Genomic DNA, 17630 nt, shown 5'->3' on the forward strand with positions numbered 1-17630 from the left:
ATGCGGGCTATCCTTTCAGGTCGTGGTCATACACTCTGCTAACGTCTGCGCCAGTGCCGACGGATTTTCCCATGACATGGAGTGTCCGGCCGCTGGGATGATTTTCACCTCAACGCCCCGCTTTTGCAGAGAGTCCACATCATCATCAGGTAGAGACCACTCGCCGAAAATCAACGTCACCGGACAGCGCAGAGACAAAAACTGAACCTCCCATTCCGGCTCTACCCCTTCCACCAGGCTGGACGCGCCACGCCACACGGCATACGGCGCATTGCTTTGCAGACTGCCCGCCCAGGGTGAGGTTTCTGCACTGAGCAGCGCATCATACCCCTGCGCCAGGAACTGTTGTTCCGTCTGTGCAGCAATAGAGCGGCTGAACATGCCACCTCCGGCGTGAAAATTGGGTTCCGACACCATCAACCCTTTTACGCGTGGCGCCATCAGTCCTGCTGCCTCGATAGCAATGCTGCCACCCATACTATGACCATATAGCCAGAAGCTATTGAGTTTGAGATGGTCCAACAGTTCAGCCACCACTCGCGCCTGCTCGCTGGTGCGATAACGATACTGCACGGGTTTGTCGCTGTAACCGCTGCCCGGGAGATCGATAAGAATGGCTCTGCGCGCACCAAACCGGGCGTCAGAGACGATACGAGGATATTCATAAGAAGAGGCGCAGCCTAACCCGTGAATAAACACCACAGGATCGCCAGAGCCGGGAAGATCGTGCCAGCGCACAACGCAGCCGGCCTGCTGCGAGTAAAAACTGTTCATAAGCACTCCTTTAACGATTCACTGTGTATTTATACAGTCTTCGTGTCTGGAATGCTATGTTCATCTTTTAAAACGGGAAGCGTGCTTCAGAAAAGCGAGATCAACAGCGCAACGGGAAAGCTCATTGGCCAGGTTGAACCCACCAGAAAAGCACTGAGCAGTCGGATACGTTTGCGGTCTTTAGAGAGGAACCAGGTAATTAATGCACAGACAGAAGCCATGATTGCGTAAAAAACCAACATCTTTTGATACAACGTCATTCTGTTTACCAGAGCCGAAAAAATAACCGCACGCAATATGCGTCATATGTTGATACAGATCAAGTTTTTTCGTTACAGAATAACCATCTGAATAATATGGATAATGTACTGCAGGCAGAGAATGCCCGGCGCTGAATGCGACCGGGCATGGGGGCTTAGTGCTTTATCATCACGTGGCGAACAACGGTATAATCTTCAAGGCCGTACACCGACATATCTTTGCCGTAGCCGGATAACTTCATCCCGCCGTGCGGCATTTCGCTCACCAGCATAAAATGGGTATTAACCCAGGTGCAGCCGTACTGCAGACGCGCGCTCATCCGGTGGGCACGCCCTACATCGCGGGTCCAGACCGATGACGCCAGGCCGTACTGCGAATCGTTCGCCCATGCCAGCACCTGCGCTTCGTCATCAAACTCGGTGACACTTACAACCGGGCCAAACACTTCACGCTGAACGATAGCATCGTCCTGTTTTGCCCCTGCCAGAAGGGTTGGCTGGAAATAGTAGCCTGCCCCCTCTTTTTTGCTGCCGCCGGTCACCACGCGAATATGGCTCAGGGCTTTAGCCTCATCAACCGCCTTACAGACGCGTGAAAGATGGGCTTCGGAACTGAGCGGGCCCAGCTCGGTGGTTTCCTCCTCCGGCGCGCCCATCTTCAGGCTCGCCACCGCGGCACCCAGTTTTTCCACCAGCGCGGCATAAACGCCTTTCTGCGCATAAATACGACAGGCTGCCGTACAATCCTGCCCCGCATTGTAGAAACCGAAAGTACGTACCCCTTCAACAACCGCATCAAGATCGGCGTCGTCGAAAACGATAACCGGGGCTTTGCCGCCCAGCTCCATATGGGTGCGTTTAATCGAGGACGCCGTGTGTCCAATAATATGTTCGCCGGTGGCAATAGAACCGGTGAGCGACACCATACGCACCTTTTCGTGGCCGGTCAGCGGATCGCCGACCGTTTTTCCGCGGCCAAACAGAACGTTCAGAACGCCTGCCGGGAAGATGTCTTTCGCCAGTTCCGCCAGCTTGAGGGCCGTCAGTGGGGTAATTTCCGAAGGTTTGATCACCACACAGTTACCCGCGGCCAGCGCGGGTGCCAGCTTCCATGCCGCCATCATCAGCGGATAGTTCCATGGCGCAATGGAGGCGACCACGCCCACCGGATCGCGGCGTATCATCGATGTGTGACCGTCAAGATATTCGCCGGCGGCCAGCCCGTTCAGGCAGCGGGCGGCGCCGGCAAAGAAGCGGAAAACGTCGACCACAGCCGGAATTTCATCTCCCAGTGCACAGTGCAGCGGCTTACCGCAATTGAGCGATTCGAGACGGGCAAATTCTTCGCCGTGGGCTTCAATCACGTCAGCCAGCTTCAGCAGACACTCGGCACGCGTTTTAGGCGTGGTTTGTCCCCATTCAATGAATGCGCGATCGGCGGCCTGGACCGCCGCGTCGACCTGCGCTGCTGACGCTTCAGCAATCTCCAGAAGTACCTCTCCGGTGGCAGGGTTATAGACCGGCTGTTTTTCCCCGTCCCCGGCGACCAGTTCACCATTTATCAGCAGTTGTGTTTGCATAGCATTGTCCTGTTGAAATCAATGTTATTTCCCGCTTCCGGCACTGTTTTCGCCGTCGCGGGTGAGCCACCAGGCTCCCAGAATGGGTAGGGTTGTGACCAGCATCACCAGCAGTGCAACGACGTTGGTGACCGGCACGTCGCGCGGACGCCCGAGCTGATTAAGCAACCACAGCGGTAACGTGCGCTCGTGTCCCGCGGTAAATGTTGTGACGATGATTTCGTCAAACGAGAGTGCAAACGCCAGCATCCCCCCGGCCAGCAACGCCGAACCGAGATTCGGCAGGACCACGTAACGGAAGGTTTGCCAGCCGTCGGCCCCCAGATCCATTGACGCCTCGACCAGACTCCAGGAGGTGCGTCTGAAACGGGCAATCACGTTGTTAAACACCACCACCACGCAGAACGTGGCGTGACCGACCACGATGGTGAAAAAACCCGGCTCAAGGTCAATGGTTTTAAATGCCGTCAACAGCGCCAGACCGGTGATAATCCCCGGTAACGCAATCGGCAACAGCAGCAACAGCGAGATCGCATTTTTGCCAAAAAACGCGCTTCGCCACAGCGCCGCTGCAGCAAGCGTGCCAAGCACAAGCGCGATAGCCGTCGACAGCGCAGCGATTTGAAGTGACAACGTCACTGATTCAATGATGTCGCCACGCCCCGCTGCCACGGTGAACCACTTCAAGGTCAACCCCTGCGGCGGAAAACTGAACGCGGCGTCTTCGGTGTTAAAGGCGTAGGTCGCAATAATCAGCAGCGGGAAATGAAGGAAGATAACGCCTCCCCAGGCTGCCACTTTCAGGAACAACGGTGCGCGTTCAGAGTGCATCGAATGCTCCCAGACGTTTCACGAACGCCAGATAAAGCGAGATGAGGACAATTGGTACCAGGGTGAAGGCCGCGGCCATGGGCATATTGCCGATAGCGCCCTGCTGGGAATAGACCATATTGCCAATAAAGTACCCCGGCGGCCCCACCAGCTGTGGAACAATGAAATCGCCCAGCGTCAGGGAAAAAGTGAAGATTGACCCTGCGGCAATGCCAGGGATTGCCAGCGGCAAAACGACGTAACGAAAAGTCTGGCGTGGTCGCGCGCCGAGATCGGCTGAAGCCTGCAGTAACGACGCGGGCAGCCGCTCCAGCGCCGCCTGTACCGGCAGGATCATAAACGGCAGCCAGATATAGACGAACACCAGAAAACGCCCCAGCCCGGAGGTGGAAAGCGTGTTTCCGCCAATGGCGGGTAGCGTAAGGATCGCGGTCAGGATCGGCTCCAGCCCCAGGTGGCTCAGAAACCACTGCGCCACCCCGTCTTTCGCCAGCAGCAGCGTCCAGGCATAGGCTTTAACAATATAGCTGGCCCACATTGGCAGCATCACGGCGATATAGAAGAACGCCTTCCACTTGCCGCGAGTGTAACGTGCCATGTACCAGGCCATCGGAAACGCGAGGATAGCGCTGGCGATGGTCACCGCAATGGCCATCATCAGCGTACGCAGAATGATGTCATAGTTTGCCGGATTAAAAAGCGCCAGGATATTGGCAAACGTCAGTTCCGGCGTGACCGCCATGGTGAAATCGTCAAAGGTATAAAACCCTTGCCATAAAAGCGTGAGAAGCGATCCCAGATAAACGATGCCAAACCACATTAGCGGCGCGAGCAGCAGCAGGAACAGCCCAAGCGATGGCTTACGCCAGAACAGTGCGGTAAGGCGGCTCATGCGGCTACGGTGGGCGGGAGGCGGCGCGACACGCGTGTTCATGTCACCTCTCCTCTTGCAGGCGAACCATGGCATCACGTGACCACGACGCCATCACCGCCTGTCCCGGCGTCACGCCGCCCAGCGTTGCGGCATCGCTAAAATTGGCCTGGCTGACCAGCAGTTTTGCACCGTCAGCGAGTTTTAGCTCAAGACGCGTTGCCGCCCCCTGATACTGTACTGCCTGCACCACGCCCTCAACCTGAACCTCACCGCTCTCATTGAGGCGAATATGTTCCGGTCGTAAAGAATAGATGCCTTCCATCCCGCACACGTTGTGTGCCATACCGGCGTCAAACACGTTCGAGGTCCCGACAAAGCTCGCCACGAAGGGCGTTCCTGGACGCATATAGAGATCGCGCGGGGTGTCCACTTGCTCAATGCGGCCATTATTGAAAACCGCGACCCGGTCAGACATCGACAGGGCTTCCCCCTGATCGTGAGTGACGAAAATAAAGGTGATGCCGAGCTCCTGCTGCAGCTTTTTCAGCTCGAACTGCATCTGCTCACGCAGTTTAAGATCGAGCGCGCCGAGCGGTTCATCCAGCAGCAATACCCGGGGTTCATTGACCAGCGCCCGCGCGATGGCGACACGTTGACGTTGCCCGCCGGAAAGCTGCGAAGGCTTACGCGTGACAGCAAAGCTTAGCCCCACTTTTTCCAGCGCTTGACGCGCCTGCGCATGCCGCGTTTTCTTGTCGATACCTTTGACCATGAGTCCGTACGCGACGTTATCGAGGATCGACATATGCGGGAACAACGCATAATCCTGGAACACGGTATTCACATCGCGTTCCCATGGGGGAAGTGCGCTCGCCTCTTTACCGAAGATTTTGATTGCGCCGCCTGACAGCTGCTCAAAACCGGCGATCAGACGCAGGCAGGTAGTTTTGCCGGAGCCCGAAGGCCCCAGCATGGAGAAAAACTCTCCGTCATGAATAGCAATGGTGACCCCATCCACCGCCCGCACGTCACCGTACAGACGGGAAACGTCATTAAACTCTACTGCGTACGTCATGTTCTGCTCCTGCGATTAACGGCCGCCCATGATGGCGATGTAATCCTGTGTCCAGCGGCTGTAAGGAACGAATTTGCCGCCTTCTGCAATCGGGGTTTTCCAGAACATGATTTTGTCGAAATAGTTGTAGCCGTTCGTTTCGCAGCCTTTATCGCCGAGCAATGTGCTGGCTTTACACCCTTCCGGCACTACGGGCAGCGAGCCAAACCAGGCCGCCAGATCGCCCTGCACTTTAGGCGTCAGCGACCAGTTCATCCATTTGTAGGCGCACATCGGGTGCTTGGCCTGCGCGTACAGCATGGTGGTGTCCGCCCAGCCGGTTACCCCTTCTTTCGGGAAAACAGTGGCAACAGGCTGGTTCTCCGCTTTCAGGGCATTGGCCTGATAGGGCCAGGCGCTGGAGGCCACTACGCCTTCATTTTTAAAGTCGCTCATCTGAACGGTGGTGTCATGCCAGTAGCGGTGGATCAGCGCATGCTGGTCACGCAATACCTTCAGTACGGCGGCATACTGTTTTTCTGTTAGCTGGTACGGGTCGGTGATACCCAGTTGCGGCTGCGTGGCTTTGACAAACAGCGCCGCATCGGCGATGTAAATCGGGCCATCATAGGCCTGCACGCGGCCCTGATTGGTTTTACCGTCAGGTAAATTCTGTTTCGTAAAGACGACGCTCCAGCTGTCCGGCGGCGTCGGGAACGTTTTGCTGTTGTACATCAGCAGGTTTGGCCCCCACTGATACGGCGTGCCGTAGACGTTGCCGCCGACGTTAAACCATTCACCTTTGACGATCCGCGGGTCGAGGGTTTTCCAGTTTGGGATAAGGTCGGGGTTAATCGGCTGAACGCGTTTCCCCATGATCAGGCGCAGTGAGGCATCCCCCGAGGCAGTGACCAGATCGTATCCGCCTTTCGCCATCAGGCTAACCATTTCATCCGAGGTGGCCGCGGTTTTAACGTTCACCGCGCAGCCGGTCTCTTTTTCGAACTGGGTGACCCAGTCATAATTTTTATCGGTTTGTCCCCGTTCGATGTACCCGGGCCAGGCAATAATATCCAGTCGTCCTTCCCCGTCGCCGATAGCCTTCGGTGGCTCTGCGGCGTGCGCTGTCATGAGGGTCATGCCGAGCGCGCACAGGCTGCTGCGGGCAAATTTTTTGCTCATAAGAATTACTCCTGTCGCAATGAAATTTAGCGGCAGCCGTGCCGTAAAAATATCTCCCTTATTAAACGTAGACCGCGCAAATGCGCCGTACCGTGCGGCTTAAAGAAATTTCATCAAGGTGTGACCGAGGGCGCATTCCCCGTTAACTGGATTATAGACAAGGAGTTAGCGTTGAGAGGTGGTATGCAGATTTCCTATGATGCGGTACTGCGGAATATTCGCCGTACCGCCATCAGGATAAGGAATGATTATTTTAGAAAGGTGCGGAGATTATTATTCGAGCATGCTGCTAATTAATTTCCCTAACTGAATGACAGCCTGTTCTTCTCGCTCCCCCCACGCCCAGGAGGTATTAAACCGGAAGAACGGTGTCCAGGCGTCAGAGGTCGAAAACATCTTACCGGGGGCAATACTGATGTGGTGCATTAGCGCTTTCTCACTCAGCAGCCCGGCGTCCAGCTGCGCCGGGAGTTCCAGCCATAAAAAATAGCCGCTGTCGTTGTGATGAATTTTGACGCCTGCCGGCATATGGCGCAAAAGCGACTGCCACGCCTGTTGTTTGCGTTCGGCCAGCGTGCGTCGCAGGCGGCGAAGATGGGCGTCATAGCGTTTTGTCGCCAGGTAATCCACCAGCGCCAGCTGCATGGGTGAACTGGTCGATAAGGTGCTCATCAGCTGTAGCTGCTGAATGCGTCGCGCATGTTTACCTGCCGCCACCCAGCCGATGCGAAACCCCGCCACCAGACATTTCGAGAAGGACGAGCAGTGCAGCGTCATATCGTCACGATCCCAGGCTTTCGCTGGCAGAGGTTTCTCCCGGCCAAAATAGAGTTCGCTGTAGACATCATCTTCGATCAGTGTGACGTTGTGCCTGGCGAGAAGCGCGACCAGGTGCGCTTTTTTCTCTGCGCTGAGCGTGAAGCCGAGGGGATTTTGACTGTTGGTCATGAGCCAGCAGGCTTTGACCGGATACTCATTGAGCGCCTGCTCAAGCGCATTCAGATCGATCCCTTCGCGGACGTCCGTCGCCACCGACAGCGCTTTAAGTTTCAGGCGTTCAAGCGCCTGCAGTGCACCATAGAAACAGGGGTTTTCGACAATCACCCAGTCACCAGGCTCGGTAACGGCCTGCAGGCTAAGATTCAGGGCTTCGAGTGCCCCTGCGGTAATGACAATCTCATCCGGTGAGATATTCATTCCCTGCTGCGCATAGCGGCGGGCAATGGCGTGGCGAAGGTCAACGTTACCCGGAGGCAGGTTTTCAATTACGCTCATTGCTGTGGCGGTTTTACTGACATTGGCCAGCGAACGGTTAAGTTGCTGCAGCGGGAAAAGCCGGGGGTCGGGGAAGGCAGAAGCGAAAGGAACCACCGACGGGTCGCGGCTGGCCTGTAATACGTCGAAGATATAGGTATTGATATCTACCACTTCGTCCCGCATCACCTGGGCAGGCGGCGCAGGTTGGTGTGCGGTCGGGCGCGAGGCAACGTAATAGCCCGACTGCGGCCTGGCGACGATACGCCCCTGGCTTTCCAGCATCTGATACGCGTGGCCAACGGTCATAAAACTCATGCCGCTGCTCGCGACCTGCTCTCGCAGAGAAGGCAGCTTATCGCCCGGCAACCATACGCCAAGCTCGATCTGCGAGATAATTTGTTGCGCCAGACGCTGGTATTTTTTCATCAGATTCTCCTTATGACCGACAGTGTATATCAGCAGGAGAAAAAGAGAAGATTTTGCTAACTGTTATAGTTAGCCAGATGCATTACTTACGCAGTTCGGTGACGTTACGCTGAGCGTGGCGGGCAGCGGCCAGATGATCGAGGGTAATCATCGACGATTTGCAAAAAATGCATTTTGCACCGAACGGGTTTTTCTCAGACACATCAAAAGCTGAGGTACGGTACTGCGAACCATGGCAACATGGGCAGCGGAAATGGATATAAGAAGTCATAGGATTCTCCTGTAAACGTAAAAACGTTAATTGCTTAATGGGCCCTTCAGGCGATAGTGGTTTGAAACAAAAACTAATCGGAGTGTAGAAAAAGACCCAAGAGAGGCTGCGGAGAGGCACAACGTGATGAGAACTGCTTTATAAAACTACGTCAGATGTTTATTTGGACTCAAACCCAGAGGGCCATTAACGCATGTTGTTGATAACAAGGCAAGCTGTTTAATGCATAAATTTCATAAAAATAATTTTTTTATTCTTTCATGCAAGCTATATCAGATGTGCAAAGCGTGATGTTTTCATGAACTGTTATAGGTAAATTTCGCTTTTCTGCGTCTGATACTGGTTATTTCGCCCCTATACCATAACAGCACACCGTTTGACATTGAGGTTGTGCATGTTTGGTTTAGATGCTTTTCATCTTGCACGGATACAGTTTGCCTTTACCGTATCCTTCCACATTATTTTCCCGGCAATCACCATCGGTCTGGCGAGTTATCTCGCTGTGCTAGAAGGCCTGTGGCTGAAAACCAAAAACCCGGTCTGGCGTTCGCTGTACCATTTCTGGTCGAAGATTTTTGCCGTTAACTTCGGTATGGGCGTGGTCTCCGGGCTGGTCATGGCCTACCAGTTTGGGACCAACTGGAGTGGGTTTTCACAATTTGCCGGCAGTATTACCGGCCCGCTCCTGACCTACGAAGTGCTTACTGCCTTCTTCCTCGAGGCAGGATTCCTCGGCGTTATGCTGTTCGGCTGGAATAAAGTCGGGCCGGGTCTGCATTTCTTTGCAACCTGCATGGTGGCGCTGGGGACCGTTATCTCAACCTTCTGGATCCTCTCATCAAACAGCTGGATGCAGACACCACAGGGCTTTGAAATCGTCAACGGACAGGTGGTGCCGGTAGACTGGTTTGCCGTGGTGTTTAACCCCTCCTTCCCGTATCGCCTGCTGCATATGTCGATAGCGGCCTTCCTGAGTAGCGCCCTGTTTGTCGGCGCATCCGCAGCCTGGCATTTGCTGCGCGGAAACAACACCCCCGCCATCCGCGCGATGTTTTCCATGGCGCTGTGGATGACCCTGATTGTGGCTCCCCTTCAGGCGATGGTGGGTGATATGCACGGGTTGAACACCCTGAAGCATCAGCCCGCTAAAATAGCAGCCATTGAAGGCCACTGGGAGAACCCACCGGGTGAACCCACCCCGCTGCTGCTGTTTGGCTGGCCGGATATGGAACAGGAGCGCACCCGCTTTGGGCTGGAGATCCCGGCGCTTGGCAGCCTTATTCTGACGCACAGCCTCGACAAACAGGTTCCGGCACTGAAAGAATTTCCAAAGGAAGACCGGCCAAATTCCACCATCGTCTTCTGGTCATTCCGCATTATGGCGGGCTTAGGCATGCTGATGCTGTTGCTTGGGGTAACGGCGCTCTGGTTACGTTATAAAAAGCGCGTGTACGCTTCGCGTCCCTTCCTGTGGTTTGCCCTCCTGATGGGACCCACCGGGCTGATTGCCATCCTGGCCGGATGGGTCACTACCGAAGTGGGCCGCCAGCCGTGGGTCGTCTACGGGCTTCAGCGAACAAAGGATGCGGTTTCTGCGCATGGTGACTTGCATATGAGCGTGAGTCTGCTGGCCTTCTTCGTCGTCTACACCTCCGTATTTGGCGTGGGTTACAGCTATATGGTCCGCCTGATTAAAAAAGGACCTCAGCCTCATGAATCGTTTGCCACCGAGTCCGATGGACGTCCCGCACGCCCGCTTTCTGCCGTTACTACTGAACATAAGGAGCAACCATAATGGGTATCGATCTTTCCATTATCTGGTTTGTTATCATCGTCTTTGCCACGCTGATGTATATCGTGATGGATGGTTTTGATCTGGGGATAGGTATCCTGTTCCCGGCTACGCCTGATGCCGACGATCGCGATGTGATGGTGAACAGCGTTGCGCCGGTCTGGGACGGCAATGAAACCTGGCTGGTGCTCGGCGGTGCAGCGCTGTTTGGCGCGTTTCCGCTGGCCTATGCGGTCATTATTGATGCCCTCACTATTCCGCTGACGTTAATGCTGATCGGACTTATTTTCCGGGGCGTGGCATTTGAGTTTCGTTTTAAAGCCACGCCGGCACACCGCCCTTTCTGGGATAAAGCGTTTATCGGCGGTTCGATCCTGGCGACCTTTACCCAGGGCATGACGGTGGGCGCGGTGATTAACGGCTTTAGCGTCACCGGGCGTGCCTACAGTGGCGGACCGTTCGACTGGTTGACCGTTTTTAACCTGTTCTGCGGCGCAGGTCTGGTGGTGGCCTACGCGCTGTTAGGCTCGACATGGCTGGTGATGAAAAGCGAAAACGCGCTGCAACAGCGAATGCGACGGGTATCCAGAACGCTCCTGATCCTGCTTCTGGTATTCATTGCAGCAATCAGCCTCTGGACGCCACTGGCGCAGCCGGCCATCGCCGCGCGCTGGTTTACCCTGCCGAATCTTTTCTTCCTGCTGCCCGTGCCGGCGCTGGTGGTGATCCTGAGCCTGTGTCAGTGGCGTTGCCTGAATAACCCAGAGAGCCATCATTTGCCGTTTATCCTGACGTTAGGGCTGATTTTTCTCGGCTTTAGCGGACTTGGGATCAGCATCTGGCCGCACATTATTCCCCCGTCAATCACGCTCTGGCAGGCGGCGGCTCCGACACAAAGTCAGGGCTTTATGCTGGTGGGCGCGTTGTTGATCATTCCCGTGATTCTGGTCTACACCTTCTGGAGTTACTACGTGTTTCGCGGAAAAGTACAGCATGGAGAGGGTTATCACTGATGCAACAACCTTTCTGGAAAAGAGTCATGTGGCTGGCCATTATCTGGGGCGGCAGCGTACTGGCACTGGCGGCGGTCAGTATGCTCTTTCGCATGTTAATGACGGCCGCAGGGTTTAAATCGCACTGATCATATTGCGGGCAACGACAACGTTGCCCGGTACCCGCCCGCACTTTCAGATAAACCCCATTAACGCACGGCAGAGTATCGTTACACTGAAAAAAAGATTCACAGTATCTATCGTCTGAGAAGAAAAATGAAAAAGCTCATTGCGTTAAGTGTTATCAGTCTTGTCCTCACCGGGTGCGTTAATCCTGGTAAAGCCTCCGTTCAGCCGGACCAACTTAAGAGCCACCGTTTTGTGCTGGAGAATGTGGACGGGAAAGCCGTTAAGGCCACGACAACGCAACCAGAGATCAGCTTCAAAGCCCTGTCTGATATCAGTCTGGTTAATAACATTAGCGTTTCCGGCGTGATGTGTAACACGTTTAACGGACAGGGGAAATTGTCCGAAGGTGAGCTCAAGGTCAAAACGCTCGCCATGACGCGCAAGCTCTGTACCGAACCACAGTTAAACGAACTGGATCAGGCCATTGGCGACATGCTGCGCAAAGGGGCGCAGGTCGACCTGACTGAAGACCAGTTAACGCTGGCGACAGCCGATAAAACGCTGATGTTTAAGCGTGCGGAGTAATCAGTAGTTTCCGCAGGATCCTACGGCAAGCGACTGTTCACTGCAGCGTTTGCCGTTTGGCAATGCGCACATCCCGATAGCTGAGCCGTCAAGCTGGCGGGCAACAGACAGCGAGCCGCCAATCATCGCGCAGTTGGCTTGTCCGGAGCTGGACATCGCCGCTTTCATTCCCGGCGTTACGTGTGCCGCCGTTGCCTGCTGAACAGGTTCACTGCTGCATGCCGATAATAATAACGCGGCACACCCGACCCAAAATGCTGAACGCATGCTCTCTCTCCCCCATTAATAATGCGAAACCTATGCATAATAGGCATCACATGCCGTGTCGTCGAGAGCGAAAGTGCGTATTTATGCGCTCCTGAAACAATTTCTCGCAATTTTTTCGCCAAAAGATTGATCTACTCATTGATGGCGAGAATACCGAGGACACAAAAGCGAAAATCGTAAAATCCGACCTTTGCTAAACTAAGGGAATAATATTCAAAGCCCGTTGTGTTTTTTTCGGGCTCCTTTTTTTGCGCAATGTAAGGGTGTTGTCCTATGCAAACTATTGACGGTAATGGTGCAGTCGCGTCCGTCGCGTTTCGCACCAGTGAAGTTATCGCCATCTACCCAATTACGCCAAGTTCTACGATGGCCGAGCAGGCCGATGCCTGGGCGGGCAACGGACTGAAAAACGTCTGGGGTGACGTCCCAAGAGTCGTGGAAATGCAGTCTGAGGCTGGCGCTATCGCGACCGTACACGGGGCGCTGCAGACCGGTGCTCTGTCGACGTCATTCACCTCGTCGCAGGGATTATTGTTGATGATCCCGACGCTCTATAAACTGGCAGGACAACTTACCCCGTTTGTGCTTCACGTTGCCGCACGAACCGTTGCGACACACGCCCTCTCCATCTTTGGCGATCACTCAGACGTAATGGCCGTCCGCCAGACCGGTTGCGCCATGCTGTGCGCCAGCAGCGTTCAGGAAGCACAGGACTTCGCGTTAATTTCGCATATGGCGACGCTGAAGAGTCGCGTGCCCTTTATTCATTTCTTTGATGGTTTTCGTACCTCTCACGAAATCAATAAAATTGTTCCGCTGGCTGACGACACCCTCCTCAATCTTCTGCCGCAGGCGGAAATCGACGCGCATCGCGCCCGTGCGCTGAACCCGGAACACCCGGTGATCCGCGGGACATCGGCCAACCCGGATACCTATTTCCAGTCCCGGGAAGCAACGAACCCGTGGTACAACGCCGTTTATGATCACGTTGAGCAGGCGATGGATGATTTTGCCGCGGCCACCGGACGTCAATACAAACCGTTTGAATACTACGGTCATCCGCAGGCGGAACGGGTCATTGTGCTCATGGGGTCAGCCATTGGCACCTGTGAAGAGGTGGTGGATGAACTGCTGACCCGTGGTGAAAAAATCGGCGTGCTCAAAGTGCGGCTCTACCGACCGTTTTCCGCGCGACATTTGCTCTCCGCCCTGCCGGAAAGCGCGCGCACCGTGGCGGTGCTCGATCGCACTAAAGAGCCTGGCGCCCACGCAGAACCTCTGTATCTGGACGTCATGTCCGCGCTGGCTGAAGCGTTTAATTGCGGTGAGCGCGAAACACTGCCCCGCGTGATCGGGGGTCGCTATGGGTTGTCCTCCAAAGAGTTTGGCCCGGACTGTGTGCTGGCGGTGTTTAATGAGCTGAGCGAGGCTAAACCAAAACCGCGCTTTACCGTCGGTATTTATGATGACGTGACCAACCTCTCTCTGCCCCTGCCGGAAAACACGCTGCCTTCCACCGCAAAACTTGAGGCGCTGTTTTATGGACTAGGCAGCGACGGTAGCGTCTCCGCGACCAAGAACAACATTAAGATTATCGGGAACTCCACGTCGTGGTATGCCCAGGGGTATTTTGTCTACGACTCCAAAAAAGCAGGCGGGCTGACCGTTTCCCACCTGCGCGTCAGCGAGCACCCTATCCGCTCGGCGTACCTTATCTCGCAGGCTGATTTTGTGGGCTGTCACCAGCTGCAGTTCATCGATAAGTACCAGATGGCAGAGCGCCTGAAACCGGGCGGTATTTTCCTGCTCAATACGCCATATAGCGTGGATGAAGTCTGGTCGCGACTGCCGCAGGAAGTGCAGGCGGTGCTGAACCAGAAAAAAGCCCGCTTCTACGTCATTAACGCTGCAAAAATTGCCCGCGAGTGTGGCCTTGCCGCGCGAATTAACACCGTGATGCAAATGGCCTTCTTCCACCTGACGCAGATCCTGCCGGGAGACAGCGCGCTAATGGAACTGCAGGGGGCGATTGCCAAAAGCTACAGCAGTAAAGGTCAGGAGCTGGTCGAGCGTAACTGGCAGGCGCTGGCGCTGGCACGCGAGTCTTTATTTGAAGTACCGCTGCAAGCGGTTGATGCGTCCAGCCCGAACCGTCCACCGGTGGTTTCTGACGCAGCACCGGATTTCGTGAAAACCGTGACGGCAGCCATGCTGGCCGGGCTGGGTGATGCCCTTCCCGTCTCCGCACTGCCACCCGATGGCACCTGGCCGATGGGCACCACGCGCTGGGAAAAACGCAACATCGCCGAAGAAATCCCCATCTGGAAAGAGGAGCTGTGTACCCAGTGCAACCACTGCGTAGCAGCCTGCCCGCACTCGGCCATTCGTGCCAAAGTGGTCTCCCCGGAAGCGATGGAAGACGCCCCGGCCAGCCTGCATTCACTTGATGTGAAATCCCGTGATATGCGCGGACAGAAGTATGTTCTGCAGGTCGCCCCGGAAGATTGCACCGGATGTAATCTGTGCGTTGAGGTCTGTCCGGCGAAAGATCGTCAGGATCCGGACATCAAAGCCATCAATATGATGTCGCGCCTCGAGCATGTCGAAGAAGAGAAGGTAAATTATGACTTCTTCCTGAACCTGCCGGAGATCGACCGCAGCACGCTGGAGCGTATTGATATTCGTACCTCGCAGCTCATTACTCCGCTGTTCGAATATTCAGGCGCCTGCTCCGGCTGCGGTGAAACGCCGTATATCAAGCTGCTCACGCAACTGTACGGCGACAGAATGTTGATCGCTAACGCCACGGGCTGTTCATCAATCTATGGCGGTAATCTGCCTTCCACGCCGTACACCACCGATGCCCATGGCCGCGGTCCGGCATGGGCGAACTCGTTGTTTGAGGATAACGCCGAGTTTGGTCTGGGCTTCCGTCTGACCGTTGACCAGCACCGCGCACGCGTGATGCGGTTACTGGAACAGTTTGTCGGCCACATCCCGGCGGAGCTGAATGAGGCGTTGCACGCCGATGCAACGCCAGAACGTCGTCGTGAGCAGGTTGCGGAACTGCGCAACGCTCTGCAGGGCGTAGAAGGTGCCGGGCAGCTGTTGACCGACGCTGACGCGCTGGTGGAAAAATCAATCTGGCTGATTGGCGGTGACGGCTGGGCGTATGACATCGGCTTTGGCGGGCTGGATCACGTGTTAAGCCTTACCGAAAACGTCAACATTCTGGTTCTGGATACGCAGTGCTATTCCAACACCGGTGGCCAGGCGTCAAAAGCTACTCCGCTTGGCGCAGTAACTAAATTTGGTGAACACGGCAAGCGCAAGGCGCGTAAAGATCTCGGCGTCAGCATGATGATGTACGGCCACGTGTATGTCGCGCAAATCTCGCTGGGCGCGCAGCTGAACCAGACGGTGAAAGCCATTCAGGAAGCGGAAGCCTACCCGGGTCCGTCGCTGATCATTGCCTACAGCCCGTGTGAAGAGCATGGCTACGACCTGGCACTCAGCCACGATCAGATGCGCCAGCTGACCGCAACCGGTTTCTGGCCGCTCTACCGGTTCGACCCGCGCCGCGCCGATGAAGGTAAATTGCCTCTGGCGCTGGATTCACGTCCGCCTTCCGATGCGCTGGCCGAAACGTTAATGCAGGAACAGCGCTTCCGTCGCCTCAACGCGCAACAACCAGAGGTGGCCGAGCAGTTGTGGAAAGATGCCGCCGCCGATCTGCAAAAACGGTATGATTTCCTGGCGCAAATGGCCGGAAAAGCGGAAAAACCCACCCGCGACTGACTCTCCCTCTGCCCGGCTTGTCCGGGCATTTTTTTGCCATAAAAAAAGCCCGATGTATTCACACCGGGCGAGTCCAGATAATTAATGAATATCACGTTAATTCACTAAATGACATTCACATAAATTATGGATGAAAAATCTTAAAGGCATATAACGCCGCTGAGGTTATCTGATTTAATGGGCAATTAATAATTTTTATTTAATATGATTACCTTTAAATCATTCGTAAAACCAATGACTATTTCCGCCGCATAATCCGGTTAAGAATTAACTTAACTCGTAACAATTATATTTTATTGTTCTTGGCCAGGAGTGATTTAGCATGAGACAGCTTTCTCGTGCGGAAAGTTCAATACGTAATTAAATAAAAACAACTGCAAAGGAATTCCAAAATGCAAAGAAAAGTACTGGCCCTGATGATTCCAGCGCTGTTAATGGCTGGCGCTGCGCATGCTGCAGAAATTTATAATAAAGACGGCAACAAATTAGATCTGTACGGAAAAGTAGATGGTCTGCATTACTTCTCCGACGATGCCTCTAAAGATGGCGATCAAACTTACATGCGTCTGGGCTTCAAGGGTGAAACCCAGATCAACAACATGATGACCGGTTACGCCCAGTGGGAATACAACATCCAGGCCAATAACACTGAAGGGTCCGATAACCAGTCATGGACGCGTCTGGCCTTCGCCGGTATTAAAGTCGGTGACTATGGCTCCTTCGATTACGGTCGTAACTACGGCGTTCTGTACGACGTGGAAGGCTGGACCGATATGTTGCCAGAATTCGGTGGTGACTCTTACACCAATGCAGACAACTTTATGACTGGCCGTGCCAACGGGGTCGCAACCTACCGTAACACTGACTTCTATGGTCTGGTACAGGGTCTGAACTTTGCCCTGCAGTATCAGGGTAAGAACGAAGATGCCAGCAACAACCAGGAAGGCACCAACAATGGTCGCGACACGCGCCATGAGAACGGTGACGGCTTCGGTATCTCCACCACCTATGACTTTGGCATGGGTATCAGCGCGGGTGCTGCCTATACCTCTTCTGACCGTACCAACGAGCAGGTGATGAATACCACTGCCGGTGGCGATAAAGCGGATGCCTGGACTGCAGGCCTGAAATATGACGCCAACAATATTTATCTGGCGGCAATGTATTCTGAAACCCGCAATATGACCCCTTATGGCGATAATACGGATGCCGTGGCCAATAAAACGCAAAACGTTGAAGTGACCGCGCAATATCAGTTCGACTTCGGCCTGCGCCCGGCAATTTCTTATCTGCAGTCTAAAGGTAAAGACCTGGCCAACGGTCAGGGCGATCAGGATCTGGTTAAATATGCTGACGTAGGTGCAACCTACTACTTCAACAAAAACATGTCCACCTACGTTGATTATAAAATCAACCTGTTGGATGAAGATGACAGTTTCTACAAAAATAACGGCATTAGCACGGATGATGTCGTTGCATTAGGTCTGGTTTACCAGTTCTGATCCCAAGAGCCCGCATCGTGATGCGGGCTCGTTATTTTCGTTGCGACGCCTGAAGC

16 protein-coding genes are annotated in these 17630 nt (G+C 54.6%); 6 read left to right on the forward strand and 10 right to left on the reverse strand.

Annotation, left to right across the window (positions count from 1 at the left end):
- Nucleotides 1-15 precede the first annotated feature (15 nt).
- From HV242_RS11520 to ymcF, 9 genes are all read right to left on the reverse strand, one after another.
- Entirely contained in the window at nt 16-774 is a 759-nt protein-coding gene (locus tag HV242_RS11520; RefSeq protein WP_020884021.1) for an alpha/beta fold hydrolase, read from the reverse strand.
- An 86-nt stretch (nt 775-860) separates the two neighbouring features.
- On the reverse strand, nt 861-1034 hold the full coding sequence (locus tag HV242_RS11525; protein ID WP_032670341.1) for a GhoT/OrtT family toxin: 174 nt from the start codon (nt 1032-1034) through the stop codon (nt 861-863).
- 155 nt (nt 1035-1189) lie between these two features.
- A complete protein-coding gene (gene patD / locus HV242_RS11530) occupies nt 1190-2614 on the reverse strand; it encodes an aminobutyraldehyde dehydrogenase (protein ID WP_050736870.1) in 1425 nt (474 codons plus the stop codon).
- A 24-nt stretch (nt 2615-2638) separates the two neighbouring features.
- Nucleotides 2639-3445, reverse strand: a complete 807-nt coding sequence (locus HV242_RS11535) for an ABC transporter permease (protein ID WP_032680927.1) — start codon at nt 3443-3445, stop codon at nt 2639-2641.
- A complete protein-coding gene (locus HV242_RS11540; protein ID WP_108648610.1) occupies nt 3435-4337 on the reverse strand; it encodes an ABC transporter permease in 903 nt (300 codons plus the stop codon). The genes HV242_RS11535 and HV242_RS11540 overlap by 11 nt, the downstream gene beginning before the upstream one ends.
- Before the next feature lie 43 nt (nt 4338-4380).
- Complete coding sequence (locus HV242_RS11545; RefSeq protein ID WP_044859298.1) at nt 4381-5394, reverse strand: ABC transporter ATP-binding protein; 1014 nt, start codon at nt 5392-5394, stop codon at nt 4381-4383.
- A 15-nt stretch (nt 5395-5409) separates the two neighbouring features.
- Entirely contained in the window at nt 5410-6555 is a 1146-nt protein-coding gene (gene ydcS / locus HV242_RS11550) for a putative ABC transporter substrate-binding protein YdcS (protein WP_050736871.1), read from the reverse strand.
- Between the two features lie 273 nt (nt 6556-6828).
- Nucleotides 6829-8238, reverse strand: coding sequence for an aminotransferase-like domain-containing protein (locus tag HV242_RS11555; protein ID WP_020884015.1), 1410 nt, complete (start codon nt 8236-8238; stop codon nt 6829-6831).
- Nucleotides 8239-8320: 82 nt separating this feature from the next.
- The gene (gene ymcF / locus HV242_RS11560; protein ID WP_020884014.1) at nt 8321-8509 is read right to left on the reverse strand and encodes a cold shock small protein YmcF; all 189 of its coding nucleotides are present in this window, start codon (nt 8507-8509) and stop codon (nt 8321-8323) included.
- Nucleotides 8510-8903: 394 nt separating this feature from the next.
- Here ymcF and HV242_RS11565 point away from each other — a divergent pair, with 394 nt between their 5' ends.
- The 4 genes from HV242_RS11565 to hslJ all read left to right on the forward strand — a co-directional run bounded on the left by HV242_RS11565 (nt 8904) and on the right by hslJ (nt 12007).
- A complete protein-coding gene (locus HV242_RS11565; RefSeq protein ID WP_020884013.1) occupies nt 8904-10304 on the forward strand; it encodes a cytochrome ubiquinol oxidase subunit I in 1401 nt (466 codons plus the stop codon).
- Complete coding sequence (cydB, locus tag HV242_RS11570) at nt 10304-11314, forward strand: cytochrome d ubiquinol oxidase subunit II (RefSeq protein ID WP_032678254.1); 1011 nt, start codon at nt 10304-10306, stop codon at nt 11312-11314. Before HV242_RS11565 ends, cydB begins: the two co-directional genes overlap by 1 nt.
- Complete coding sequence (locus HV242_RS11575) at nt 11314-11442, forward strand: DUF2474 domain-containing protein (RefSeq protein WP_014170274.1); 129 nt, start codon at nt 11314-11316, stop codon at nt 11440-11442. Before cydB ends, HV242_RS11575 begins: the two co-directional genes overlap by 1 nt.
- A gap of 127 nt (nt 11443-11569) precedes the next feature.
- Complete coding sequence (hslJ, locus tag HV242_RS11580; protein ID WP_014170275.1) at nt 11570-12007, forward strand: heat shock protein HslJ; 438 nt, start codon at nt 11570-11572, stop codon at nt 12005-12007.
- Here hslJ and HV242_RS11585 read toward each other — a convergent pair whose 3' ends face one another.
- Nucleotides 12008-12274, reverse strand: coding sequence for a putative hemolysin (locus HV242_RS11585; RefSeq protein WP_014170276.1), 267 nt, complete (start codon nt 12272-12274; stop codon nt 12008-12010).
- Nucleotides 12275-12547: 273 nt separating this feature from the next.
- Between HV242_RS11585 and nifJ the strand changes: the two genes are divergently transcribed.
- Complete coding sequence (gene nifJ / locus HV242_RS11590; protein ID WP_050736872.1) at nt 12548-16072, forward strand: pyruvate:ferredoxin (flavodoxin) oxidoreductase; 3525 nt, start codon at nt 12548-12550, stop codon at nt 16070-16072.
- A 392-nt stretch (nt 16073-16464) separates the two neighbouring features.
- Nucleotides 16465-17574 carry a porin OmpC gene (gene ompC / locus HV242_RS11595; RefSeq protein WP_032678256.1) on the forward strand — a complete coding sequence of 370 codons (1110 nt, stop codon included), beginning with the start codon at nt 16465-16467 and terminating at the stop codon, nt 17572-17574.
- Nucleotides 17575-17630: the final 56 nt, after the last annotated feature.

The sequence above is a fragment of the Enterobacter sp. RHBSTW-00593 genome (assembly GCF_013784105.1).
Taxonomy (GTDB): Bacteria; Pseudomonadota; Gammaproteobacteria; order Enterobacterales; family Enterobacteriaceae; genus Enterobacter; species Enterobacter ludwigii.